Raw genomic sequence first — 25,243 nt, 5'->3', positions numbered from 1 at the left:
CCGTGCGTCCTGGCAGCGTCCCTCCCCCGGAGCGCCTCATGGATTCGCAAACCGCCCTGTTCCAGCAGCATCGCCAGCGCCTGTTCGGCCTGGCCTACCGCATGCTCGGCACGCCCAGCGACGCCGAGGACGTACTGCACGACACGTGGCTGCGCTGGCATGCGCAGGACGTCGACGCGCTGGATGACCCGGAGGCCTGGCTGGTCACCGTCACCACCCGCATCGCACTGGATCGACTGCGCCGCGCCAGGACCGAGCGCGCGCACTACACCGGTCCCTGGTTGCCCGAGCCGCTGGTGCCGGACGCGGAACATCCCGAAGCGACGCTGGAACGTGGCGAAACGATCGCCATGTCCTTCCTGCTGCTGCTCGAACGGCTGAGCCCGGAGGAGCGTGCCGCCTTTCTGCTGTTCGAGGTGTTCGACTACAGCCACGCGGAGGCCGCGGCGATCCTGGGCATTGGCGAGGACGCCTGCCGCCAGCGCGTGCACCGCGCGAAGACGCGCCTGCGCGAGGGACGCCCACGCTTCAGCGCGGACGTACGGGCCAGGCAGCGCATGATCCAGCGCTTCACCGAGGCGCTGAAGAACCCCGACCTGGAATCGCTGCGCGCGCTGTTCGCCGAAGATGCCATTGCCATTTCCGACGGCGGAGGCGTCGTGCGCGCCGTACTGCGCCCCCTGCAAGGCGCCGACCGCCTGGCCCGGCTCTACACGCAGATCGCGACCCGCTTCTATTCACGGACCGACGTGCGTTTCACCACCACCCTCCTCAATGGCGAACCCGTGCTGCTGGCATGGACCGACGAGACGCTGGTCAGCGCGACCTGGATCGAGTGCGAAGGCGATCGCATCACCACCACGCTCGCCTTGCGCCACCCGGCAAAACTGGCTCGCCTGGCGATGGTCACGAAGGGCGGGGTCGCAACGTCCTTGCATTGAACGGCCCACCCCGGGCCGCACACTGCAAGGAAAACCCCATGCCCCGTTTCAATGTCTACAAACGCCCCGATGCCACCAGGCCGTTGCTCGCCCTGGCCGACTACGTCAAGAACTCCGGCCTCGAGCAAAGCCTGATCGAACTGGTGTTGATGCGTGCCTCGCAGCTCAACGGTTGCGCCTACTGCCTGGACATGCACAGCAAGGACGCCCGCGCCGCCAGCGAAACCGAGCAGCGCCTGTACGTGCTGCAGGCGTGGCGCGAGGCGCCGTTCTACAGCCAGCGCGAGCGCGCCGCGCTGGCCTGGTGCGAGGCAGTGACCCGGCTCGACCCGATCCACGGCGTGCCGGACGGCGTCCACGAACAGGCCCGCGCCGAGTTCAGCGAAGCCGAACTGATCGACCTCAACATGGCGGTCATCCTGATCAACAGCTGGAACCGCATCGCCATCCCGTCGCGTGCGGACGCGGGCAGTTACCAGCCAGCGAAGCACTGACGCGCGGGCAGCTGCGGCTGCACCTCAAAGGAAAAGCCGCGGCATGCCCGCGGCTTTTTCCTGGGAGCGGCAGCGCGGGTCAGGCCGCGAGGCGCTTCACGATCGCATCGGCGAAGCTGTCTGTGCTGCCCTTGCCGCCGAGGTCCGGCGTCACGCTGTCGCGATCATTCGTCATGGTGTCGCGGATCGCCTGGCGCAGCTTGTCGCCCTTGGCGACCATGTCCAGGTAGTCGAGCATGTCGGCGGCAGCCAGCAGCAGCGCGCACGGGTTGGCGATGCCCTTGCCCGCGATGTCCGGCGCCGAGCCATGCACCGCCTCGAAGATCGCCGCGCCCTCGCCGATGTTGTCGCCCGGCGCCAGGCCAAGGCCGCCGACCAGGCCGGCGCACAGGTCCGAGAGGATGTCGCCGAACAGGTTCGTGGTGACGATCACGTCGAACTGCTCCGGCTTCATCACCAGCTGCATGCAGGTGTTGTCCACGATCATCTCGTTGAACTCGATCTGCGGGTATTCCTTGGCAATCTCGCGTGCCACGTTGAGGAACAGGCCCGAACTGGTCTTCAGGATGTTCGCCTTGTGCACCGCGGTGACCTTCTTGCGGCCCTTCTTCACCGCCAGCTCGAACGCGTAGCGCACGATCCGGCTGCTGCCACGGCGCGTGTTGCGGGCCACCGACTCGGCGATCTCGCCGTCCTCGGACAGCGTCTGACCTTCGGAGCGGTAGGCGCCCTCGGTGTTCTCGCGCACGGTGATGATGTCGATGTTCTCGTAGCGCGACCTGGTGCCGGGGAAGCTCACCGCCGGGCGCACGTTCGCGTACAGGTCGAAGTGGCGGCGCAGGGTCACGTTGACCGAGGTGAAGCCACCGCCGATCGGCGTGGTCAGCGGGCCTTTCAACGCGACCTTGTGCTCGGCGATCTTGTCCAGCGTGGCCTTGGGCAGCAGGTCGCCGTGCTTCTCCAGCGCGACCATGCCGGCGTCGACGAAGTCGTACTTCAGGCCGCAGTTCAGCGCGTCGAGCACGCGCAGCGTGGCGGTCATGATCTCCGGGCCGATGCCATCGCCGGGGATCACGGCAATCGTCTTGCTCATGGGGGGAACTCCTTGGAACGGAATGCTGTGGGCAGTGCGTGCGCATGGGGAGGCGCACGCACCGAAACCGGACGATTATCGCCGATTGGCCCCGTCGCGAACAGGGCAGCTGCCCCGCAAGGCGTTGAAAATACTCGCACGCAGCATTGCAAAAAGCCGCAGGCGGCTATGCTCCGGCGTGGTCGGCGCAGGCGGGGCCACCCTCGGCGCCCGACTCCAGCTGGTCGAGCAGGTCCACCGCGCGGCGCAGGTGCGGGATCACGATCGAGCCGCCCACCACCAGGCCCACGCTGAACACCTCGAAGAACTCGTCGCGCTGCACGCCGGCGTCCTTGCACTGGGCCACGTGGTAGCTGATGCAGTCGTCGCAGCGCAGCACCATCGAGGCGACCAGGCCCAGCATCTCCTTGGTCTTCACGTCCAGCGCGCCGGCCTTGTAGGTCTGCGTGTCCAGCGCGAAGAAGCGCCGCACGACCTGGTTGTCCTCGGCCAGGATGCGCTCGTTCATGCGCTGGCGGAACGCGGTGAATTCGGCAAGTTTGTCGCTCATGCCACCTGCTCCAGCAGCTCGGCCAGCTTGCCGCTGCGATCGGCGGCGACCAGGTCGTCGTAGCCGCCCACGTGCCGGTCGTTGATGAAGATCTGCGGCACCGTGCGGCGGCCGCCGCTGCGTGCCAGCATAGCGTCACGCTGCGCCGGATCGGTATCGACGCGCACCTCGGTCCACTCCAGCCCCTTGGCCTTGAGCAGGTTCTTGGCCGCCACGCAGTACGGGCATACCGCGGTGGAATAGACCTCGATCTTGGACATCACAACACTCCGCAACTTGGGGAAAGGCCGTCACTAAATGGGGGCGCGCACCGGCAGCTCAAGCGGAACCGATGCGGCGCGCCACGGTCACAATGCTATTGTCACCCACCTTATGAGCATGGCACCACGACGACCCGCACCGCGCCTGCTGATGGCGCTGATCAGCGCCGGACTGGCTTGCGCCGCCGGCGCCCAGCAGGACGTGCGCCTGCCCGACCTGGGCAGTTCGGCGAACGCGCTGATCTCGCCGCAGGAAGCGCAGGATTACGGCGCCTCCATGCTGCGCCAGATGCGCGCGCTGGACATGGTGGTGGACGATCCGCTGCTGGACGACTACATCAACGACCTCGGCTACCGGCTGGTCGCCAGCAGTGACAAACCGAAGGAACACTTCGCGTTCTTCATCGTCAAGGACCAGGAAATCAACGCGTTCGCCGCGCCCGGCGGCTACATCGCGGTGAACGCCGGGCTGATCACGATCACCCGCGACGAGAGCGAGCTGGCCGGCGTGGTCGCCCACGAAATCGGCCACATCACCCAGAACCACCTGCAACGCGCGTTCGAGGACTCGAAGAAGGACGCACCGCTGATGGCGCTGGTGCTGCTGGGCGCGATTGCCGCCGGTGCCAGCAGCCACAGCGGCGACGCGCCGATGGCGGTGCTGGCCGGCGGCCAGGGCCTGATCGCGCAGAAGTCGATCAACTTCACCCGCAAGGACGAGATCGAGGCCGACCGCGTCGGCATCCAGACCCTGGCCAGGGCCGGCTTCGACCCGAACGCGATGGCCGGCTTCTTCCAGCGCATGCAGGACGTCATGAGCGCCGGCGCCGGTGGCGAGGACGTGCCGGCCCTGCTGCAGACGCACCCGGTGACGACGATGCGCATCAGCGACGCGAAGGCGCGCGCCGGCGCGCTGATCGCCGCGCAGAAGCTGCGCCCCGCCGGCACCGCGATGGACAAGCTGCAGTGGGAGAAAAGCACCGCGCCGATCGCCTTCGTGAAGGATCCCGCCACGCTGGTCGCCGCACCGGCGAGCGGCAGCCTGGACAACTACGCCCTGATGCGCGAGCGGGTGCGCGTGCTGGCCGGTGATGCGACCAAGCTGGCCACCTACTACGGCGCCAGCCTGCAGACCCGGCCGGAGTTCAACACCCCGGCGAACCGCTACGGCTACGCGCTGGCGCTTACCCGCAGCGGCCGCGGCGCCGCGGCGGCCGAGCAATTGCAGCCGCTGCTGCAGGCGCACCCTGAAAGCCTGGTGCTGCAGCTGGCGCTGGCCGACGCCCACCTGCAGGCCGGGCAGCGCGCCGCGGCGCTGGCGGCGTATGCCGGGCTCAACACCCAGTCGCCCCGCAACCGCGCGGTCGCGCTCGCCTATGCCAAGGCACTCACCGCCGGCGGCGACCAGCGGCAGGCCCACCTCGCTGCCGACCTGCTGCGGCCACTGCTGGACAACGCCAGCGAGCCGGAGATCTACAGCACCTACGCCCGCGCCAGCGACAAGGCCGGCGACAGCGTGCGCGCCGGCGAGGCCTTCGCCGACGCCAGCTACTACTCCGGCCGTCCGTACGATGCGATGGAGCAGCTCAAGCGGCTGCTCAAGCGTGACGACCTGGACTACTACGCGCGAGTGCGCATCCAGGCGCGCATCGCCGAACTGACCCCGCTGGTACTGGAGCTGCACAAACGCAAGATCAAGACCGAAGACAGCCCGGGCGACGGTTCCCGGCAGTAGGCTGCGACCCGTGTCATCGACGCGTAACATAGATCCGCTGCAATATGCCGGTCACAAGCCAAGGCGGACCACGGCGTGCACAAACGCATCCTGATCGTTGAAGACGAGACCTCCATCCGCGAAATGATCGCCTTCGCCCTGCGCAAGGCCGGCATGGACGCGATGCAGGCTGCCGACGCCCGTGCCGCCCAGCTGGCGCTCGCCGAACAGGTACCCGACCTGATCCTGCTCGACTGGATGCTGCCGGGCATGAGCGGCCTCGAACTGGCCCGGCGCCTGCGCAAGGAAGAACTCAGCCGCGAGATCCCGATCATCATGCTCACCGCGCGCGGCGAGGAAATGGACCGCGTCAACGGCCTCGAGGCCGGCGTCGACGACTACGTGGTCAAGCCGTTCTCGACCCGCGAACTGGTCGCCCGCATCAAGGCTGTGCTGCGGCGCAGCCAGGGCGATGACGGCTCCGGCATGGTCGAGCTGGGCGGCCTGCGCATCGACGGCCCGGCGCACCGGGTATTCGCCGGCGACGCAGCGGTGCCGATCGGCCCTACCGAATACCGCCTGCTGTATTTCTTCATGACCCACCCCGAGCGCGTCTACTCGCGCACGCAACTGCTCGACCATGTCTGGGGCGGCAGCGTGTACGTGGAGGAACGCACCGTCGACGTGCACATCCGCCGCCTGCGCAAGACGCTGGAACCATGGAAGCTGGACGAACTGGTGCAGACCGTGCGCGGCACCGGCTACCGCTTCTCGACCAGTACCTGAGCCGGCTCCGGCAGGCTTGCGGTATCCGCGGCTTTTGCCGATGCTGGCTCGCCGTCCATACTCTGGCGCCAGCATGACTCCGCCCACCACGCCCTCCTGGAAACTGCCCGCGGCACTCGCCGCGGCGCTGTGCGCCGGCGCCATGCTGGGCTGGCTCGCCGGCGGGCGCGTGGCGACGGGCATCGCCGTGGTTGCGGTGGCCGAAGTCGTCTTGCTGCTGACCCGGATCCGTCATCAAGCGCAGGCCATGATGACGACACCGACTGCTGCCAGCCCTCTCCAGCATGACCGTTTCATGACGCGCTCCCGCCGCATTGCCTCCTCCCTGCGTGACCTCCGCAACGCCGCCAGCCAGTTGCCCGATGCGGTGGTGCTGCTCGACCGCCAGCAGCAGATCCGCTGGTTCAATCACGCCGCCGAGAATCTGCTCGGGCTGCGCCGCCCGGACGACCGCGGCGCGCCGCTGCAGCAGCGGATGGCCGGCTCGGAGCTGGCCAGCTGGCTGCGCGAGGGCGCGCGCGAGCCGCTCACCGACACCACCGCCCCCGGTCGGGCGGACAGCCAGCTCAACGTCAGCCTGCTGCCGTTCGGCGATCACGAACAGTTGCTGCTGGCGCACGACATCAGCCACCAGAACCGGCTCGAACAGGTACGCCGCGACTTCGTGGCGAACGTGTCGCACGAGTTGCGCACGCCGCTGACGGTGATCCACGGCTACCTTGAACTGCTCGACCCGGAAGACGTGCCCGAGCTGGCGCCGGTGCTCGGTGAAATGCGCACCCAGTCGAAGCGGATGGGGCAGATCGTGGAAGACCTGCTGACCCTGTCGCGGCTGGAGACCCAGCACGAAGTGGCCGAAGAACGCGTGCCGATGGCGGCGTTGCTGGCCACCGTGCGCAAGGAAGCCGAGGCGCTCAGCCAGGGCCGCCACCGCATCGTGCTGGAAGCCACCGCCGAGGCGGACCTGCTCGGCTCGCCGAAGGACCTGCACAGTGCGCTGTCGAACCTGGCCAGCAACGCGGTGCGCTACACCCCGGCCGGCGGCAGCATCACCATCCGCTGGCAGCGCGTGCCCGACGGCGCGGTGTACTCGGTCAGCGACACCGGCTTCGGCATTCCGGCCTCGCACCTGGTCCGGCTCACCGAACGCTTCTACCGGGTCTCCTCCAGCCGCTCTCGCGAAAGCGGCGGCACCGGACTGGGCCTGTCGATCGTCAAGCACGTGCTGAATCTGCACCAGGCGCAACTGAAGATCGAGAGCGCGCCGGGCGTCGGCTCCACCTTCGCCTGCCATTTCGGCGCAGCCCGGCTGCTCGCTCCAGGCGGCAGCGACGAGAGCTGAAAACCGCGGCGGCGCGGCATGCATTGGCCCAGGCCATGAGCCAGAATGCGGCATGGCCCCAGCTTCCCACACCCCGCCCGACGCCACCGACCTGACCACCCCCGGCCTCTACCTCAGCCGGGAACTGGCCGCTCTGGAATTCAACTTCCGCGTGCTGGCGATGGCCCGCGACGCTGCCGTGCCATTGCTCGAACGGCTGCGCTACCTGAGCATCGTGGCGAACAACCTCGACGAGTTCTTCGAGGTGCGCGTGGCGATGCTCAAGCACCACCACGCCTACGGCTCGGCCGCGCCGGGGCCGGACGGCATCCCTTCCGGCGAACTGCTGGCGCGCATCCGCAGCCGCGTGCTGGACCTGGTCGCCGAGGTCTACGCCGCCTGGCAGGAGCAGATCGGCCCGCAACTCGACGCCGAGCAGATCCACATCCTCACCCGCAAGCGCTGGACCCCGCGCCAGCACCGCTGGCTGCGCGGCTACTTCGAGCACGAGGTGCTGCCGGTGCTGTCGCCGCTGGGGCTGGACCCGGCGCATCCGTTCCCGCGCATCCTCAACAAGACGCTGAACATCGCGGTGGTGCTGCGTGGCCGCGATGCGTTCGGCCACGAAGGGCACATGGCGCTGGTGCGCGCGCCGCGCTCGCTGCCGCGGATCATCCGCGTGCCGGCCGAGGTCAGCGGCCCCGGCGAGCATTTCGTGTTCCTCGCCGAACTGCTGCAGGCCTTCGTCGACCTGATGTTCCCCGGCCTCAAGGTGGTCGGCTCGTACCAGTTCCGGGTCACCCGCAACAGCGAGCTGATCGTCGAGGAGGCCGAGGTGGAGAACCTTGCCCTCGCGCTCAGCGAGGAACTGGTCGGGCGCGGCTACGCGCGGCCGGTACGGCTGGAGATCGCCAACGATTGCCCGCAGGCGATCACCGCGATGCTGACCCAGAACTTCCAGCTGGACGACGCCGACGTGTACCGCTGCGACGGCCCGGTCAACATCATCCGCGCCGGGCTGATCTACGACTGGCTGGACCGGCCGGAACTGAAGTTCCCGCGCTTCAACCCCCAATTGCCTCCGGCACTCGAGAGCAGCCGCAACAAGTTCGACGTGATCGGCCAGCACGACGTGCTGCTGCACCACCCTTACCAAAGCTTCAACGCGGTGATCGATCTGCTGCGCCAGGCCACCGCCGACCCGCAGGTACTGGCGATCAAGCAGACCCTGTACCGCGCCGGCGAGGATACCCCGCTGGTCGACCTGCTGGTGGAGGCCGCGCGCCACGGTAAGGACGTCACCGTGGTGATCGAGCTGCGCGCACGCTTCGACGAGGAGGCCAACATCCGCCTCGCCACGCGCCTGCAGGAAGCCGGCGTGCAGGTGGTCTACGGCGTGGTCGGCTACAAGACCCATGCCAAGATGATGCTGATCGTGCGCCGCGAGGGCGAGGCGCTGCGCCGCTACGTGCACCTGTCCACCGGCAACTACCACCAGGCCAACAGCCGCATGTACACCGACATCGGCCTGATGACGGCGAACCCGGAGATCGGCGAGGACCTGCACAAGGTGTTCCAGCAGCTGTCCGGGCTGGGGCCGATCATCGAGCTGAAACGGCTGCTGCATTCGCCGTTCACGCTGTACCCCAGCGTGCTGGCGAAGATCGAGCGCGAAACCGCGCACGCGCGCGCCGGGCGACCCGCCCGCATCGTGGCCAAGTTCAATGCGCTGAACGAGGCACGCGTGATCGAGGCGCTGTACCGCGCCTCGACGGCCGGCGTGGAGATCGACCTGATCGTGCGCGGCGCCTGCACGTTGCGCCCTGGCCTGCCCGGCATTTCCGAGCGCATCCGCGTGCGCTCGATCATCGGACGCTTCCTCGAACACAGCCGGGTGTACTGGTTCGCCAACGACGGCAACCCCGAGATCTACTGCGCCAGCGCCGACTGGATGGAGCGCAACCTGATGCGGCGGATCGAGGTGGCGTTTCCGATCCTCGATCCCGAACTGGCTGCGCGGGTGTTCGAGGAAACCCTGGCCAACGGCCTGGCCGACAACACCCAGGCCTGGCTGCTCGGCAGCGACGGCCGCTACGTGCGCGCCGAGCCGGACGGCCATCCGCCGTACAGCGCACAGCAGGGCCTGCTCGAGCGTTACTGCAAGTGAATCGGCGCACCGCATGAGCCCTCGTTTTCCCCACGCCACGCCTGCGTGCGAGAATCCGCACTTTGCCGTCGCGGGAGCCCGGGCGTGAGTCCAGCCGAACAGACACCGATCCGCGACGGCGAACTGATCGCCGCCGTGGACATGGGCTCAAACAGCTTCCACCTGGTGGTGGCGCGCATGGAACACGGCGAGCCGCGCGTGATCGACCGCCTGCGCGACACCGTGCGGATGGCCGCCGGCCTGCGCGCCGACGGCACCCTGGACGCCGAACGCCGCGCACGCGCAATGGCCTGCCTGGCCCGTTTCGGCCAGCGCATCGCCGGCCTGCCGTCGATGCGGGTGCGTGCGGTGGCCACCAACACGGTGCGCCGGCTGGCTTCGCCGCAGACCTTCCTGACCACCGCCGAGGCCGCGCTCGGCCACCCGATCGAGGTGGTCTCCGGGCGCGAGGAAGGCCGCCTGATCTTCCTCGGCGCCGCGCACGACCTGCCCGCCTCGCGCGAACCGCGGCTGGTCATCGACGTCGGCGGTGGCAGCACCGAGTTCATCATCGGCCGCGGGCTGGCGCCGCTGCACACCGAAAGCGTGCAGGCCGGTTGCATCGCCTCGACCTTGCGCTTTTTCCCCGGCGGCAAGATCAACCGCAAGCGCTGGCAGCGCGCGCGCAGCGAGATCGGCGTGCTGCTGCAGCAGTTTGCCGAGGACTATCGCGAATCCGGCTGGCAGGATGCCTACGGCTCGTCCGGCTCCGCCAAGTCGATCGGCGCAGTGGTGCAGGCGATGAAATTCTCCGACGACGGCATCACCCCGGCCTCGCTCGCCGCGCTGGGCGACGCGCTGATCGAGCACGGCCAGATCGGCACGCTCAAGCTGCCCGGCCTGGTCGAGGAACGCGCACCGGTGATCGCCGGCGGCGTGGTGATCATGGAGGCCGCGTTCGCCGCACTCGGCATCGAGCGCCTGCACGTGTGCGAAAGCTCGATGCGCGAGGGCCTGCTGTGGGACCTGCTCGGCCGCGCCGGCGGCAGCGACCCGCGCACCGCCAGCATCGACGCGCTGGCGACCCGCTACGGCGTCGATCGTGCCCAGGCGCGCCGGGTCGAATCGACCGCCCTGATGCTGTTCGACCAGGTCGCGCGCGCCTGGAAACTGGACGCCGATGCCCGCGAGTGGCTGTCATGGGCCTCGCGCGTGCACGAGATCGGCCTGGCCATCGCGCACAGCCAGCACCACCACCACGGCGCCTATATCCTGCGCCACGCCGACCTGGCCGGCTTCTCGCGGCAGGAGCAGCAGTTGCTGGCGGCGGTGGTCGAGATGCACCGGCGCAAGCCGGACAAGGCGGTGGTCGCGACCTTGCCGCAGCGCTATCGCCAGCTGGCCCGCTACACCACCGCCCTGCTCCGCCTGGCGGTGCTGTTCCGCCGCGCGCGCCGGGCCGAGTCGTTGCCGCAAATGCGCCTGGCCGCCAGCAGCAAGTCGCTGCGGCTGACCCTGCCGCTGGCCTGGTTCGAGCAGCACCCGCTGAGCGAGGCCGACCTGCAGCAGGAGCAATCGCCAATGGCCGAACTGGGCATCAAGCTGGATATCTCCAGCAGCTGACTGCGCCGAGGAACCAGCTTCCGCCGTTGCCGCGTATCATGTCCGGACGCCCAGACGATCTTGATGCCCATGTTGAAATCCCTGCTCGCCACGCTGCTCCTGATCCTGCCGCCGACGCTGGCAGCACAGACCGCCAAACCGGTGGCGCCAGCCACCACACCACCGCCCCAGGTCGTGCTGCGCACCTCGCAGGGCGACATCACGCTGGAGCTGTACCCGGACAAGGCGCCGAAGAGCGTGGCCAACTTCCTGCAATACGTGCGCGACGGCTTCTATGACGGCACCCTGCTGCACCGGGCCATCCCCGGCTACCTGGTGCAGGGCGGCCTGTACACCCGCGACCTGCAGCCCAAGCGCACGCGTTCGGCCGTGGCCAGCGAGGCGGACAACGGCCTGTCCAACCTGCGCGGCACCGTCGCCGTCGCCCGCGGCGCCGACCCGAACTCCGGCACTGCGCAGTTTTTCTTCAACCTGGTCGACAACCGCCGGCTGGATTTCGTCGGCAACCAGAGCGGGCTGACCTGGGGCTATACCGTGTTCGGCAAGGTCATCAAGGGCATGGAGGTGGTCGACAAGATCGCTGCGCTGCCCACCCGCCCGCTGGGTCCGTTCGCCGGCGATGTGCCGAATCCGCTGGTGCTGATCGAAAGCGCCCATGTGGTCGGCGAGGAAACCCCTGCCCCGGCTGCCAGCGTGGCAGCACCGGCCACCGCGGCGTCGACGCCAACCAGACCCGCCGCTGCCAAACCGGGCAAGAAAGCGGCCAGCAAGGGCTGACGCCGCGATGACCACCCTGTTCATCGCCGACCTGCACCTGGATCCTGCCCGCCTGCAGATCACCAAACTGTTCGAGCGCTACCTGGCCAGCGACGAAGTCCACCACGCCGACGCGCTGTACATCCTCGGCGACCTGGTCGAGGCATGGATCGGCGACGACGACGATGCCGAGCTGCCCGCGCGCATCGCCGCCGCCACCCGCGCCGTGCGCGACGCCGGCGTACCGGTGTACTTCATGGTCGGCAACCGCGACTTCCTGCTCGGCCCGGCGTTCGCCGAACGCGCCGGCCTGACCCTGCTCGACGACGGCACCGTGCACGACATCCACGGCCGCCGCACCCTGCTGATGCACGGCGACGTGCTGTGCACCGACGACCTCGCCTACCAGGCCGTACGCCGGCAGGTGCGCACGCCCGAGTGGCAGGCACAGATCCTGGCAATGCCGCTGCAGGCCCGCCGCGCGTTCGCCGCCAGGGCGCGCGAGGACAGCAAGGCACATACCGGCAACACGATGGAAAGCATCATGGACGTCAACGCCGGTGCCGTGGCCGAGACCATGCGCAAGGCGGGTGTGACCCGGCTGATCCACGGGCATACGCATCGGCCAGCCATCCATCGTTTCGAGCTGGACGGAAAACCGGCCGAGCGGATCGTGCTGGGGGACTGGTACGAGCAAGGGTCGGTGCTGGCGGTGGACGGCGATCGCGTGGAGCTGCGCGGATTGGCGGTGGGGTGATGCCCGCACGGGCCAGAGACCCGGCGGATTGGCTCCCCCAGCCGCGCGGGCTGAGCGCAGCGCCGAAGACGCGGAGTCGAAGCCTCCGCTAGATACGCAAACTCCCCGTGCGGGACGGGTCCTTGATTGGCCGTGCGGAATTGCGGCGAAGCCGCTGGCCCGAAGAGCGAGGCGCAGGACGCTCCGAGTCACCGTCAGGGTTCGTCCACCACCTCTCCGCCAGATACGCAAAACGCCCCATTCGGGGCGTTTTGCGTATCTGGCGGAGAGAGAGACCGCCTTCTATAGCAACAACGAGGCCCAAGCACTCGCAAAGAACATTAGCACAAACCCTTATTTTAAGCCGTTTACTTGAGGTAATGGCTCAACGAGCCACAGCGAAAATCAATCACATCCATACTTGCGTGGCATACTGGATGGCACACCAATACTCAACCTGAAGCCTCCGCTATGGCCCTGCTCACTGACACCAAAGCACGCAGTGTCAAACCTGGAGGCGCTCCGCTTGCACATGGCGGCGTCACCGGGTTAACGCTCCACCCATCCCCCAGCACCAAGGGCCAAGGCAAGTGGGTTCTCCGCTACGTCAGTCCTGTCAGCAAGAAGCGACGTAACGCCGGGCTGGGCAGCTATCCCGAGGTCAGCATTGCCGAGGCAGCGCAGCAAGCTCGCTTCATGCGCGAGCAGATCGCCCGCGGGCAAGATCCGCTGGAGATCAAAGCCGGTGAAGCTGCCAAGCCTCACCTGCCCACACTCAAAGAAGCGGCAAAGACATTACACCAACAGCTGGCTCCCGGCTGGAAAAACACCAAGCACTCCAAGCAGTGGATCAATACCCTTACCGAGTACGCCTTTCCACTGATCGGTGCGATGCCGCTGGATCAAATCCAGCCGCGTCATATCGCCGATGTGCTGCGGCCTATCTGGCTGGAGAAGGCAGAGACGGCTGGACGGGTCAAGCAACGGCTGCACGCGGTCATGGCGTGGGGGTGGGCACATGGCTTCTGCCAGTCGAATCCAGTCGACGTGGTGAATCACCTCTTGCCACTCCAGCAAGGGAAAACTATTCGCACACAGCACCAGCCTGCGATGCCCTGGGCGTTGATTCCCGCGTTCGTAGCCGACCACTTACCGCAAAGCCTTGAAGTGTCGCGCCAGCTCTTGGCGTTTGTGATCCTGACGGCTGCCCGTTCTGGCGAGGTACGCCACATGACGTGGGATGAGGTGGACTTGGGGAGCAAGCTCTGGACGGTGCCTGCGGAGCGAATGAAGGCCAAGCTGAGCCACCGCGTGCCGCTTTCCAAGCAGGCCTTAGCGCTCCTCAAGCACCAACAGGGGCTGCACCACACGTTTGTGTTCCCATCCGTGCGCAAAGGCGTACCGTTGTCGGACATGGTTCTGACGACCTTCCTGCGGCGCGTTAAGGCCGTCAGCGACGTTCCGGGGCGTGTGGCCACTGCGCATGGCTTCCGATCCAGCTTCCGCGACTGGTGCAGCGAGAAGGGGTATGCACGTGACTTGGCGGAAAGAGCCTTGGCGCATACCGTGCAGAACAAGGTAGAGGCAGCCTACCATCGCACCGATCTGCTTGAGCAGCGCCGCCCACTGATGCAGTCTTGGGCGGACTTCGTTATGCCTTCCCGAGGCAGGAAACCCCGTGAGCGACGCTCAGCCACCTGAACCCATCCGCTTAGTGCCGCTTGTAGACGCCGCGCCGGATGCGAGCCAGCAAAGCCGCATTCTGACATTGGCGGCGGAAAGCAAGATCCGCTTGTATGTTCCAGTGCCGCCGGCGAAAGCAGTCTATGCCAGCAGTGCAAAGCTGAGTGTGTCCAACAGCATGACACCCACGATGCAGCAGAAGGAAACTGAGGCTAGGCGCACAGGCAAGCCTGTCATCACCAATCCCACCCCATGCCCTGAAATCGACTTCTTAGTACTGACGCCGAAGGACGCACGATACCTACTGGCAGCAAGTTTTGCCCATGTACGCTGGTTTCCCGGTGGACTGAAGACCAAATCCAACGAAAAAATTCAACAGCAAGGTGGCCTTGAATTTGTGCCAGCGCCTCTTTGCCTGTGCCCTGAGGGTGCAGCCGTTGATCGTGGGCCATTGACCCTTGAAGCACCCGAGCATGCCATCAGGATCGAAAGGAGAGACGTGCTTCTGGATCGCCGCGCCATGGAGCTTCTGGCAGACCCCACCAACACCACCATTGCACCCACGGTACCTACAAGCGAGGTAGCTAGAACTGGCTCCGATTCAGTGGGGAGGTGGGATCTGCCTGCTTACGTCCCTTTTGAAGATGTCCCCGAGGAAGACCAACCATTACCACCACCCGCCACTTGGAGCGACAAGGATGACCCCTTCAATCTGCGGTCGCGTGCCCCCGGGGTGTTTGTGCTGTATGTCGCAGCCAAACATTTTTTCGGTAGCGAAGGCACCGACCCTGCCAGTCAACGAGCAGTCGCTGACTGGATCAAAAGGCCTAGCGCGCTGGTACAAGAATGGATTTCGACCCTACCTGGCCAATACGACAAGCTTGCAAACAAGACCAACACTCGGCTCGCGAACAAGCTCCTCGATCCAGAGCACGATGAGCGGAAAGACAGCAACCCAAAGAGCAGTGCAACGCCGCTCTCAGGTGATGCCCTAGGTCGAGCCTGGAAGTATCGCGATGGCACCTCTTACATCAGCGAACGGTTTAGTCTCGTGCTGCTGGCTGTGGACTACTGGCAACAGCTTCTCTCAGGTGATGTTGATCACGACGCCAGCCGAATTCCGGCCAAGCGTCTGACCAAGTATGTCAACAAGCTTTATACCGAGGTTGAAAGATACGGGTTCATCACGAAAGAGGAGATGCACGCTGTCGTCAAGTTCGTGATTTGGCCGTACTACATCCCGGAGCTTGAAAAGCTGAAAGCAGCTAGCCAAGCTCCGAGAGGTAACGCGAAGAGAAGTCACTAGGCATGGCGCAGGATCTCGTTGACCAAAGCGAGATCATGATGGGCCTTACGCGGCGCCCCACGCTTCGCCCCGTGCCACGATCCGCGATCAATGCCCTTCCACAAATCGCGGGGATAGCCGGTGACTACAAGGCAATCGGTTTTCGTGATGTAGCGGATCGCCTCGCGCAGGCCGAGCAGCATCATCCGGTCGCTGATATGAACCAGGCCAAGACAATTCAGCGAGTACTGCGAACGCCGAGACCAGCAGTTGAAGTACGTTCCATAGCCGTCGCTGAAACGCCGCTGCCACGCCTCGCCGATCATGCGGGCATACATCTCTGCCTGCTTGTGCTTGTGTCCGTCCATGGCGACCAGCACATGGCAGTGCATGCCACGACGAAAGCCGAATTCGCGCTTGCAAATCCACGCGACCACGTCCGGCACAATCCGCTTCTCGCGCAGAGCTCGACGAAACCGACGAACGCAACGGTCACCCGCGTCAGTCATGGCCCAGGCCTTGAACTCCGGCGCGATGTAGAGCTCGATGCGGAGGATCAGCAGCCGTGAATAGTCGGCGAACTTGGTCGCCATGAACTTGCAGCACGCCCGCAGGTTCTCCCGTGCGCTATGCTCGTAGTCGTTATGGATACGCTTGAACCTTTTGGTTCGACAAACGCGGCGCACGAAGCGCAACAGATGACTGAGAGCCTTGACGGCCCGCTGGTCACTCAGATCCAGACGCTTACCACCGCCCCGCACAAGCCACGGCATCGCCTTCTGGCAAGCGCGCAGCATGATGGTGATGTACGGATTGAATACGACCTTCAGGTCATCCAGCCGGTAAGGGTCGTCAAAATGGTATTCCGTGACCATCCCCGTTTGATTCTTGTTTTTCAAGCGACATCCCGGATACGCCATTTCGATCATGGGGATGGTGTCCATGCACACGTCCAGAACCGCCTTGCCCAGTGACGTGAGCATGGGAGTGAGGTGCCCGTAAGTGAGGAGACCTTTTCCGGTCGCCATATGGACTGCATTCTCATCTTTCTTTGCAATGCGCTTCACCAGCCTATCCATGCGCCTCAGCTGCTCGGGTTCGTCGATCTCCTCGGTGATGGATGATTCGCCGTTGGCCTTGTGCACCATGCCCCGGGCGTACATCTGGTAGCGCGTCTCGCTGGCTTCTATCCCACGCCGCATGTCCTCCCGCAGGCTGACACTCGGTACCTTGGCGGGCTTGCCTCTTTTCTTTCCTACCATTTCTTTACTCCAACCCGTATCTGCTTTTGACCATTAACTTGTCGCCAATTGGTTATTCCTGTTCACCTCCCTTTTATTACCATTAGATATAAAGCCGTAATTCGGCTCTGACGGAAAACGCGTCACAGCATGAATCCCTCCTTGTCAGAAGCATGGCCACGCACGTTTTTCGCCACCTTTGCACGGTTGTTCAGTTGGTCGGTCAAATAGGCCTTGGGGCGTGTGTTCATCCAGTCGAGGATTTCGCTTTGAAGCCAACCGACAGCCGAACGATTTTTCCCGCTCCCCAAGACCCGCGGCTGCGGGAACTCGGGATCAAACGAGGAATGACCAACCGTGCAACGATTGCGGATCGTGGACGGGCTGAGACCCGTGCGATGCGCCACTTCGGATTCCCGCAGCATGCGCTGTGCGCTGCTGAACTCGGCCATGAAGCGGAGAAGCCGCCGGAAAATCCCTTCCAGCGTGAAATTGGAACCATCTTTTTTAGCCATCGCATTCCCTGTTTCGTCGAGGTGGCGACACGATGGGCCGAAGGCATGGTTTCGACCAGATGAGAAATCTGACCCGCCTCAGCTGAAAGGTCTGAAACCCTTGCCAGAACTGCGTTTGAAGGTCAGACCAGCGGCAAGGAAGTAGCGCCGAAACGACTTCGAGCCAGGCAACCCGCCGGACACCTCCGGGAGAGTGACAGGCGCCACCTTGAGGCCGTCCGTTCCATTGCCATTGCCACTTGCCACGAAATGATGGCCCTGCCGATTGGTGATGAACCCGCTCCGTTACTTCAAATGATGTCTGGCGCTATGCAAGCGCAACCCACTGGACGAAACGAAACCATAGTGACGCAACGAGATTCTTGGCAGGATTTTGTCGACTTGGTGCCTAATCGGCTGTCGAGTTAGTTCAACTATTTGAATTGGCAAAGAGAGACGCATTCGACGCAACGAAGTGCAATGAAGTTCGACGAAAGTAGTTGCCATCCGCAATTAAGCTTCTTTGTGAAATAAAAAAGCCACGAATCCACACCACCTTTCCGAGCTGCCATCCCGACAGTTCCATCCATCCGACTGACTGGTGGATGTCTCCCTTCGCAGGAGTCCTGGTGATGTTCAACAACGCATGGGTCGGTTACCCCTATCCACCGCTGCTCGAATGCCTCGTCGTCTTTGCCGTGCTGTTCCTGGCTGGTGTGCTGTGGTCGTGGGGCCTTCGTTGGTATGTGGCTTGTCGCCTGAAGGAGGTCGCTGATGATTGAAGCCGCGCTGGATGACGAGTGGAGCGATGGCTTCATGAATGTCCCGCCACTCTGCCCCCAATGCCACTCGACCCGCATCGACACACGTGGTGTGGCCCGGCGCTACGGTGGTGCCATCGGTGCCATCGTGGGGACGACGGGCGGCGTCGCTGCCGCCGTGGCCGGCGCAGAGGCCGGCTTTCTGGGTGGCCCCCTCGGGGTATTGCTGGGTGCGGCTGCCGGCATGGTCATCGAGGGCATCGTCGGTGGCGCCGCTGGCTGCGCGGCCGGTGCGCGTCTGGGTAACAGCATCGACCGAAACATCCTGCACAACCGTCAGTGCCGCGACTGCGGCCATGTTTTCAGCGACCGATCCTGACGGCGCGTTACCTCAACCTTTCCTTTCTCTCTTGCGCCCATAACGCCCCGGCCCCGGCTCACTGCCGGGGCCGGGGCGTTTTTGCGCCTCTATTCAAGGAGTGCGTCATGCATCTGATTCAATCAATGGCCTATGCCGGAGAAACCCCGTGGCACGGCCTGGGCAAAAAGCTCGAAGCCAAGCAGCCCATCGAGATCTGGAAGACCAGTGCCGGCATGGACTGGCAGATCGAGGAATCCGAAGTTCGTTACATCAGCGGCAAGAACAACCTGGGCGTCATCAATGCCTTTCCGGAGCAGAAGGTGCTGTATCGCTCCGACACCAAGGCGCCGCTGGCTGTGGTGAGCAAGCGCTTCCAGGTCGTCCAGCCGGGCGAGATTCTGGAGTTCTATCGCGACCTGACCGCCTGCAACGGTTTCGAGCTGGAAACGGCGGGCGTGCTGCGCGAAGGGCGCAAGTTCTGGGCGCTGGCGCGTACCGGCCAGAGCACGACGCTGAAGGGCCGGGACAAGGTTGATGGCTACCTGCTGCTGGCGACGGCCTGCGACGGCACGCTGGCGACCACGGCGCAATTCACCAGCGTCCGCGTGGTCTGCAACAACACACTGCAAATCGCACTGGGAAACGCCAATGGTGCGATCAAGGTGCCGCATCGCAGTGCCTTCGATCCCGAGGCGGTCAAGCGTCAGCTCGGCATCACGGTGTCGTCGTGGGACGGCTTCGTCGCGCGCATGAAGGCGCTGGTGGATCGTCCGGTTGACCCGGATACGGTCGAAGGCTTGTTGCGTCGGGTGCTCACCTACGCAGCTCCAGAGAGCAAGGCCGTTGTGGTCAACGAGCAGGCGCTTGCCACCGTCCGCTCGCTGTACGAAGGCGGTGGTCGCGGTGCCTTGATGGCGTCCAGTCGCGGCACGGCGTGGGGTCTGCTCAACAGCGTGACCGAGTTTGTCGACCACCACCGGCGCGCGCGCAGTAACGATCACCGTCGTGATGCCGCGTGGTTCGGCCAAGGCGCGCGGATCAAGCAGCGCGCCTGGGACGAAGCGATGAAGCTGGTCGCGTGACGGGAGGCATGTCATGGGACTGGACATGTACCTGGAAGCGAAGCTGCACCTGCCGCCCTACGACACGGGGCTTGCGCCTGTCCGCGAAGCCATCGGACGGGCCATTGGCTACACCCCGCCCACGGAAAAGCCCGACAACGACGCCACCCTGATGGAGATCACGGGCGTAACCGTGCGGGTGGGCTACTGGCGGAAGTTCGATCCCCTGCACCAGTGGTTCGTGAACAACGTGCAGGAAGGTCACGACGACTGCCGGCCCGCCTACATCGCGCCCGATGTGCTGACCGACCTGGAAGAACAGCTCGATCAGGTCAGCGACGATCCGGAAAGCGCCAGCGAGCACTTTGTCAGTGAGGGCGATGAACCGATGGACGAAGGCGAGATCGACTACACGCTGCGTATCGTCGTGCAGGCGAAGCAGTTGCAGCAACGCGGTTGGGACATCTACTACCGCGCCAGTTGGTAACGACACCTTGAAAACGTACCACCCGCCGCCCGGCTGATGCTTGCGCATCGGTCGGGCTTTTTTATGCCCGGAGGAAACCGATGAACAAGCAAAACGCGGCCGTGAGGCTGGTGGATACCAAGAAGCTGCCCTATGGGCAGTGGCTCGACGTGCGTCGTAACGGTATCGGCAGCTCGGACGCCGCTGCTGCCGTGGGCCTGTGTCCGTACAAGAGCCAGTTGGAACTGTGGATGGAAAAGACCGGTCGCACGCCGCCGGAAGAGGTGCGCCCCGGGCAGGACGACCCACGCTACTGGGGCACCCTGCTGGAACCGATGGTGGCGACGGCCTATCAGGAACGCACCGGCCACAAGGTGCGCAAGCTCAACGCCGTGCTCCAGCACCCGACGTTCAACTTCATGTTGGCGAATATCGACAGGGAAATCGTCGGCGTGCCGGGTGTGCATGTGTTGGAGTGCAAGACCGCCGGCGAGTTCGGCTCGCGATTGTGGAAGGACGGGGTTCCGGAATACGTCCAACTGCAAGTGCAGCACCAACTGGCGGTCACCGGCAAAGCCGCTGCCGACGTGGCCGTGCTGCTGTGCGGGCAGCAACTGGAGATCCACCGCATCGAACGGGACGATGAAGTGATTGCCCGCCTGGTCGTGCTGGAAACCCGGTTCTGGGAGTACGTGGAGAAGGACATCGAGCCACCAGCTGATGGCAGCGAATCGGCCGCCAAGGCCCTGCGGAAGTTGTATCGCGGTAACGACACCCGCCTGGACTTCACCCGCGACGCAGACCTCGGGCACGCCTTTGATGCGCTGGCAACGCTCAAGGGTGAGTTGGAAGCGATGGAGCACGAAGCCGAATCGCTCAAGCAGATGATCCAGCAGGCGATGGGCGACGCCAGCAAGGCGGCCTTCGCCCACGGCGAGGTGACCTACAAGCGCGCCAAGGACAGCACCACGCTGGATGCCAAGCGACTGATGGCCGAGTGCCCGGATGTCGCCGCCCTGTACGCCGTGACCCGCCCCGGCGCTCGCCGGTTCGTGTTGTCGCGGACTTCTGATAGTGATGAGAGGACAACGACATGCTGAAAGGCTTGGCGATAACCCCGCCCGTGATCGGGCGGATTTCCATTGGGCGCGTGGTGGAGCGCAACGGCAAGCGCCTGCCGGAGAAGGATGACCAGTTCACCCTGACCAGTCAGGTGCAAGGCCGGGATGGCTGGGTGCTGCATCCGCTGGACGAGAAGCTGCGCAAGGAAGCGGAAGGCCACAAGCTGCGCGCGATCCCTATGCGTCTGCTGTTCAACGACCCGAGCCTGAACCTGCGAGCGGACTACTCGCTGTTCGACCGCACCACGGGTCGGCCGGTGTGCGTGGGAAACGGCGAAACCTGTCGACGCACGGGCAAGGACGGTGTGACCAGCTTCCCGTGTCCGGGGCCGGATGCCTGTGCCTTCGCCAAGGACGCCTGCAAGGCCTATGCACGCCTCAACGTGGTGATCGGTGAAGGTGAGGACGACGCACTGGGCAGCTTCGTGCTGCGCACCACGTCGTACAACACCATCCGCACGCTAGCGGCGCGACTGGAGTATTTCCACGCGGTCTCGGGCGGACGGCTGGCCTGTCTCCCCTTGGAACTGAAGCTGCGCGGCAAATCCACCACAATGAGCTACGGGACGCCGATCTATTACGTGGATCTCGTGGTGCGCTCAGGCCTCACGCTAGAACAAGCCATCGTGCAGGCGCGGGAACTGGACGAACAACGGCAGGCCAGCGGCTTAGATCAGGCGGCTTTGGATGAGGCTGCGGGTAGGGGTTTCGCCAACGGGGCGTTCGAGGATTTGGCCGAGGACGTGCCGGCGGTGGTGGAGGAGTTTTATCCCGAGTCGGAGTCGGTGCCGCGTGTTGATGGTGTCAATGAAAGGGCATCCAGCTTGCGAGGGCGGCTGGATGCGCGCGTGGCGTCGGCTGGCGCTGGTTGAGCCAACAACGAGTCGGCGGCATACATGGGAGGGGGCTTTCGCCCCCTCCCTCTGGGTATGGCCTTCTTTTTTTGCTTGCTTGGCGGCTGTTGGCGATACCCCGTGTGCCCGTGGGCGCGTACTGGCCACCTACATCGACGCCATGCGCCTGTACGAGGTGGAATGGACGTGGTGTTCATCGCTGCAAGTGGAGCGCTGGTCGGCGTTCAGGTACTGAATCACCTCGTCATCGGCGGCGAGTGCGTCAGCATGGCGAGCCGCGGGCTTTTTTAGCGCTCTGGTTCTTCTAGGTCAGCGCTTGGGGATGTTGGCGGTGGCCTTGCAGCCTTCCCGGAAGCGTGAGCAACCGTAGAACGGGCCGTTGCTTCCCTTCTTCTCCTGGATCACGCCCTTCCCGCATACGGGACAGGGTTGCCCGGCGACCACCGGAACCGTAATCCGCTGTGAGCGTCGCACGATGGCCGGATCGGTCAGCTTGCGCGTCTGGTTGCAGGCCGGAAAGTGCGAACAACCCAGGAACGTGCCATTGCCACGCGGCACCATGACGCCACCGCAGCCAGGACGGGCGCACGGCTCTACCCCCTCCCCGTCCAAAGGTTCGATTGCCAGGTGCTTGCGCTTGACCAGTTCTACCAGGAACTGGGAGGGCTGGGCCAGCGTTGTGTAGAAGCGCACCTGTTTGCTGGCCCGGGTCATGGCCACGTAGAACAGGCGGCGCTCTTCGGCGAACGGGTAAGGGTCGGGCGTGGGCATGGCCAACTGGAGCGCAGGGTCGTCCTGGATCTGGCTGGGGAAGCCATGGGTGCCTTGGAGGACATTGAGGACGAAGACGTACTCGGCCTCCAGCCCCTTGGAGCCGTGCGCGGTCTTGAAGTCGATCTTCAATCGGTCGCCGAAGCGCTGCTGCCACTGCGCCAACGGCTCCGGGATATCGCGCCGATAGCGGCCCAGTAGCAAGATCGTGATGTGGGCGCCCTTGGCCGGCTTGAGCTTGCCCGAGGCGGCATAGCGATGCATGTCGGCTAGTTGCTGTTCGATGTAGCCGGGGATCGCGTCTTCCTGGGTGAACCCGTAGGCCAGCATCGGCGTTTTGGTCAGTGGGTTGGTGGTTTTGACGGCCTTTTTGATCTGGGCGGGGTTGGCCTGGATGAACTGGCTGGACACGTCGCACAGGTGCTGCGGGCATCGGAACGTCGTGTTGAGCGTCAAGCGCGTGGCGAAATCGAAGGCCTTCTCGAACTCCGTCATGACGGAGATATCAGAGCCGGCGAACCGATTGATGCCCTGCCAATCGTCACCGACCACGCACAGGTGGGTGGGCACGCCTGGGTTGCCGGCCAAGGCTTTCAACAGCCGGATGCGGGCGCGGGAACTGTCCTGGAACTCGTCAGCCAGGATGAGAATGTAGGGGCTTTGGTAGGCCCCGGACTCCACATGCACGGCCGCCTGGATCAGCATGTCCTCGAAGTCGATAAACTGGCCCGCCCGCAAGCGACGTTCCCATTCGCGGGCGATTCGCTCGTAGAGGGCCAGGTACATGCGCAAGCGTGCGCCGTATCCTTCCTCTGACTGCTCCTTCAAGGCCGTTTGCAACTGGGCGTGGGTCAGGCCGTTGTTCTTGACGTGCTGCTGGAACACGCGGAACGACCTAGCCAGGTCCTGCTCGTCGACCGGGGGTAGTCCAACGCATTCGCGGTTGGGATCGAACACGGGCTGGACGCCACGAGCGATCAACGCCTGTTCCAGGGCGGTAATGGCCTGCCCGGTCAGCAATCCGTGCGAGGTGGTCTCAACCAGGGCAGTGCCCTTGTCAACGTGGAGTTGGCGCTTCCACTCCACGCCTTCGAGGTAGTCCTTGAACTCCTTCGGCGCCTCGCCCTTTTCGTTGAGCGCGAAGTGTTCGTGGTAGAGGTTGGCGTCGGGGTAGTAGAAGTCGGGGAAGTATTGGCGGTACTGGCTGTCGGCCGTGTCGTGTTCATAGGCCCGCTCGTAGTCGTACTGGATGCCGTTGTAGAACAACCAGTCGGCGATGAACCGCTCTTGCTTGCTCTTGACGATTTCACCGTGGGCGGTCAGGAACCCCCGCCGGCCATCGGCATAGGCGTCGGGCTCCTGGAGCTGCCCCCACTTACCAACGTCGCGAGCATAGATAGTGCGGAACAGGTCCCATTCGCGCTTGAATTCCGCATCTTGGTCCGACAAGGTCTTGATGATGTCGGACACTTCGCGGATATCGGCGCCGGGGTTGTCAGGGCTCACCCAAGGCGCAAGCGACGGCCTTTTGCCGGTGGCCTTGCCGATAACTTCGATGCCGAAGGCGTGGAAGGTGTTGGAGCGCACCTTGTCCACGTGGGGCACGCCACGCAGTCGCTCGGCGATACGCTGCCCGACTTCTTCGGCAGTGGCCTTGTTGAACGCCAGCAACAGGATCTGTTCGGGCATGGCCAATTTTTCGTGGAGGGCGTAGCCGGTCTTGGCCACCATGGTGGAGGTTTTACCCGAGCCGGCGGCGGCCACGACCATGACGCTGTCGTCCATGCAGATGCAGGCATGAATCTGTTCGTCAGTCAGCGGGTTCTTCTCCACTGTGTTGAAGAAGTCCTTGCGCACCACTTTCTGACGTGACAGGTGGCTGGCATTCGCCTTATCGAACCGGAACCGCAAGGTATCTTCGGGCGACGGCTCACCGACCGCCTGCCTCCAGGTCTTGCGCGGGTGCTTGGGCGCGGGGTGCTTGGCCAGGAACCGGGAGACAGTTCCCTTGGGGATCCATCGACCACTGCCCATCACGACCGACAGATGCGCCACCCACTGCTCGAACGCGCCTTGAAACCTGTCGTCTTCCCGCTTCTGGCTAGCCCGTCGTTCGGCTTCCAGGGCGGGATCGACCGCTGGCTTGGCAGGAGGATCGATCCGAGGTTTCTTGTTGCCGAATATCGTCCCGATGAGCCAGAGCAGCCCAATGAGTATCAGAAACTCCATCTAGTCCCCTGCCCCTATCCGCGATCTCCGTCTCCTTGGGACCATCTTGCCACGGGGGCTCCGGGGAGGGGTAAGCGTCGCCTTCCCAGGCCCGGACTGCCACCCTGGGGATCTTCAGCAAACCGACGATGAAGACGATCGGGATGAGCCACCAGTAGTGACTGAGGAGACCGCTCATCAAGTTGGGCAGGACATTCATGGCATCCCACGCCGGCAACAAGACCCAGGTGTTGTTTGTCGGTCAGCGAAGACGAGCTTGATGCGTTGTGCCGAATGAAGCGCCCAGCTCGTCGGTTCCACCAAGACTGCGTTCCGTGTCGGCTTGCGCCTGACAGGCAGTCGGATCGGTCCAGACTCACCGGGCACCACCAAGATGCCACCAACAATAGGCGTGGGGTCATCGGCGGAAGGAGCGGCGGCGTGTAGGTGTTGTCCGCGCCAGCTCGCAGGCCACCTCACCGCCTTGAAGGGCTGATCTCTGTGGGCGCCACTGCAG

Annotated in this window: 23 protein-coding genes; 17 read left to right on the top strand and 6 right to left on the bottom strand. The window is 64.7% G+C overall.

All coding sequences use genetic code 11. The features are described 5' to 3' along the window. Positions 1 to 38: 38 nt before the first annotated feature. Both sigJ and QQA13_RS05395 read left to right on the top strand, forming a co-directional pair. Positions 39 to 941, top strand: a complete 903-nt coding sequence (gene sigJ, locus QQA13_RS05400) for an RNA polymerase sigma factor SigJ (RefSeq protein ID WP_108471611.1) — start codon at positions 39 to 41, stop codon at positions 939 to 941. A 38-nt stretch (positions 942 to 979) separates the two neighbouring features. Further along, positions 980 to 1,435: a carboxymuconolactone decarboxylase family protein gene (locus tag QQA13_RS05395; RefSeq protein WP_108471612.1), complete on the top strand. Its 456-nt coding sequence runs from the start codon at positions 980 to 982 to the stop codon at positions 1,433 to 1,435. A gap of 79 nt (positions 1,436 to 1,514) precedes the next feature. Here the strand turns inward: QQA13_RS05395 and QQA13_RS05390 are convergent, their stop codons facing one another. From QQA13_RS05390 to grxC, 3 genes are all read right to left on the bottom strand, one after another. Next, positions 1,515 to 2,528: an isocitrate dehydrogenase gene (locus QQA13_RS05390; protein ID WP_108471613.1), complete on the bottom strand. Its 1,014-nt coding sequence runs from the start codon at positions 2,526 to 2,528 to the stop codon at positions 1,515 to 1,517. A gap of 166 nt (positions 2,529 to 2,694) precedes the next feature. After that, positions 2,695 to 3,078, bottom strand: coding sequence for a carboxymuconolactone decarboxylase family protein (locus QQA13_RS05385; protein WP_108471614.1), 384 nt, complete (start codon positions 3,076 to 3,078; stop codon positions 2,695 to 2,697). Then, positions 3,075 to 3,338: a glutaredoxin 3 gene (grxC, locus tag QQA13_RS05380; RefSeq protein ID WP_108471615.1), complete on the bottom strand. Its 264-nt coding sequence runs from the start codon at positions 3,336 to 3,338 to the stop codon at positions 3,075 to 3,077. Before grxC ends, QQA13_RS05385 begins: the two co-directional genes overlap by 4 nt. Positions 3,339 to 3,450: 112 nt before the next feature. Between grxC and QQA13_RS05375 the strand changes: the two genes are divergently transcribed. From QQA13_RS05375 to QQA13_RS05335, 9 genes are all read left to right on the top strand, one after another. Continuing rightward, positions 3,451 to 5,073, top strand: a complete 1,623-nt coding sequence (locus QQA13_RS05375; protein ID WP_199909827.1) for a M48 family metalloprotease — start codon at positions 3,451 to 3,453, stop codon at positions 5,071 to 5,073. 75 nt (positions 5,074 to 5,148) lie between these two features. Further along, the gene (phoB, locus tag QQA13_RS05370) at positions 5,149 to 5,838 is read left to right on the top strand and encodes a phosphate regulon transcriptional regulator PhoB (protein WP_108471617.1); all 690 of its coding nucleotides are present in this window, start codon (positions 5,149 to 5,151) and stop codon (positions 5,836 to 5,838) included. Between the two features lie 73 nt (positions 5,839 to 5,911). Next, on the top strand, positions 5,912 to 7,180 hold the full coding sequence (gene phoR, locus QQA13_RS05365; protein WP_108471618.1) for a phosphate regulon sensor histidine kinase PhoR: 1,269 nt from the start codon (positions 5,912 to 5,914) through the stop codon (positions 7,178 to 7,180). Between the two features lie 52 nt (positions 7,181 to 7,232). Next, a complete protein-coding gene (gene ppk1, locus QQA13_RS05360; RefSeq protein WP_108471619.1) occupies positions 7,233 to 9,326 on the top strand; it encodes a polyphosphate kinase 1 in 2,094 nt (697 codons plus the stop codon). An 84-nt stretch (positions 9,327 to 9,410) separates the two neighbouring features. Continuing rightward, positions 9,411 to 10,928 carry a Ppx/GppA phosphatase family protein gene (locus tag QQA13_RS05355; protein WP_108471620.1) on the top strand — a complete coding sequence of 506 codons (1,518 nt, stop codon included), beginning with the start codon at positions 9,411 to 9,413 and terminating at the stop codon, positions 10,926 to 10,928. 69 nt (positions 10,929 to 10,997) lie between these two features. Beyond that, complete coding sequence (locus tag QQA13_RS05350) at positions 10,998 to 11,705, top strand: peptidylprolyl isomerase (protein WP_108471621.1); 708 nt, start codon at positions 10,998 to 11,000, stop codon at positions 11,703 to 11,705. A 7-nt stretch (positions 11,706 to 11,712) separates the two neighbouring features. Beyond that, entirely contained in the window at positions 11,713 to 12,441 is a 729-nt protein-coding gene (locus tag QQA13_RS05345; protein WP_108471622.1) for a UDP-2,3-diacylglucosamine diphosphatase, read from the top strand. A 450-nt stretch (positions 12,442 to 12,891) separates the two neighbouring features. After that, entirely contained in the window at positions 12,892 to 14,121 is a 1,230-nt protein-coding gene (locus tag QQA13_RS05340) for a tyrosine-type recombinase/integrase (RefSeq protein WP_108473160.1), read from the top strand. Continuing rightward, positions 14,099 to 15,409: a hypothetical protein gene (locus QQA13_RS05335; RefSeq protein ID WP_159082235.1), complete on the top strand. Its 1,311-nt coding sequence runs from the start codon at positions 14,099 to 14,101 to the stop codon at positions 15,407 to 15,409. The genes QQA13_RS05340 and QQA13_RS05335 overlap by 23 nt, the downstream gene beginning before the upstream one ends. Here the strand turns inward: QQA13_RS05335 and QQA13_RS05330 are convergent. Together QQA13_RS05330 and QQA13_RS05325 are read right to left on the bottom strand one after the other, a co-directional pair. Beyond that, the gene (locus QQA13_RS05330) at positions 15,406 to 16,650 is read right to left on the bottom strand and encodes an inovirus-type Gp2 protein (protein ID WP_108473158.1); all 1,245 of its coding nucleotides are present in this window, start codon (positions 16,648 to 16,650) and stop codon (positions 15,406 to 15,408) included. The two genes, QQA13_RS05335 and QQA13_RS05330, sit on opposite strands and share 4 nt — an antisense overlap. Before the next feature lie 122 nt (positions 16,651 to 16,772). Beyond that, on the bottom strand, positions 16,773 to 17,144 hold the full coding sequence (locus QQA13_RS05325; RefSeq protein WP_108473157.1) for a helix-turn-helix transcriptional regulator: 372 nt from the start codon (positions 17,142 to 17,144) through the stop codon (positions 16,773 to 16,775). Positions 17,145 to 17,755: 611 nt separating this feature from the next. Between QQA13_RS05325 and QQA13_RS05320 the strand changes: the two genes are divergently transcribed. The 6 genes from QQA13_RS05320 (at position 17,756) to QQA13_RS05295 (ending at position 21,765) form a co-directional block, all read left to right on the top strand. After that, entirely contained in the window at positions 17,756 to 17,905 is a 150-nt protein-coding gene (locus QQA13_RS05320) for a hypothetical protein (protein ID WP_159082234.1), read from the top strand. Then, positions 17,898 to 18,263, top strand: coding sequence for a hypothetical protein (locus tag QQA13_RS05315; protein WP_108473156.1), 366 nt, complete (start codon positions 17,898 to 17,900; stop codon positions 18,261 to 18,263). Before QQA13_RS05320 ends, QQA13_RS05315 begins: the two co-directional genes overlap by 8 nt. 107 nt (positions 18,264 to 18,370) lie before the next feature. Then, on the top strand, positions 18,371 to 19,327 hold the full coding sequence (locus QQA13_RS05310) for a DUF932 domain-containing protein (RefSeq protein ID WP_108473155.1): 957 nt from the start codon (positions 18,371 to 18,373) through the stop codon (positions 19,325 to 19,327). A 13-nt stretch (positions 19,328 to 19,340) separates the two neighbouring features. Next, positions 19,341 to 19,793 carry a hypothetical protein gene (locus QQA13_RS05305; RefSeq protein ID WP_108473154.1) on the top strand — a complete coding sequence of 151 codons (453 nt, stop codon included), beginning with the start codon at positions 19,341 to 19,343 and terminating at the stop codon, positions 19,791 to 19,793. A gap of 80 nt (positions 19,794 to 19,873) precedes the next feature. Next, positions 19,874 to 20,872, top strand: a complete 999-nt coding sequence (locus QQA13_RS05300) for a YqaJ viral recombinase family protein (RefSeq protein ID WP_108473153.1) — start codon at positions 19,874 to 19,876, stop codon at positions 20,870 to 20,872. After that, complete coding sequence (locus QQA13_RS05295; RefSeq protein ID WP_108473152.1) at positions 20,866 to 21,765, top strand: hydrolase or metal-binding protein; 900 nt, start codon at positions 20,866 to 20,868, stop codon at positions 21,763 to 21,765. The genes QQA13_RS05300 and QQA13_RS05295 overlap by 7 nt, the downstream gene beginning before the upstream one ends. Positions 21,766 to 22,056: 291 nt before the next feature. On the opposite strand, the gene QQA13_RS05290 is transcribed toward QQA13_RS05295, so the two are convergent. Continuing rightward, positions 22,057 to 24,747: a UvrD-helicase domain-containing protein gene (locus tag QQA13_RS05290; RefSeq protein WP_108473151.1), complete on the bottom strand. Its 2,691-nt coding sequence runs from the start codon at positions 24,745 to 24,747 to the stop codon at positions 22,057 to 22,059. Positions 24,748 to 25,243: the final 496 nt, after the last annotated feature.

Source organism: Rhodanobacter thiooxydans, from assembly GCF_030291135.1.
GTDB classification, from domain to species: domain Bacteria; phylum Pseudomonadota; class Gammaproteobacteria; order Xanthomonadales; family Rhodanobacteraceae; genus Rhodanobacter; species Rhodanobacter thiooxydans_A.
Note: the sequence above shows the minus strand (reverse complement) of the source record. Positions and strands in the feature narration are given on the sequence as shown.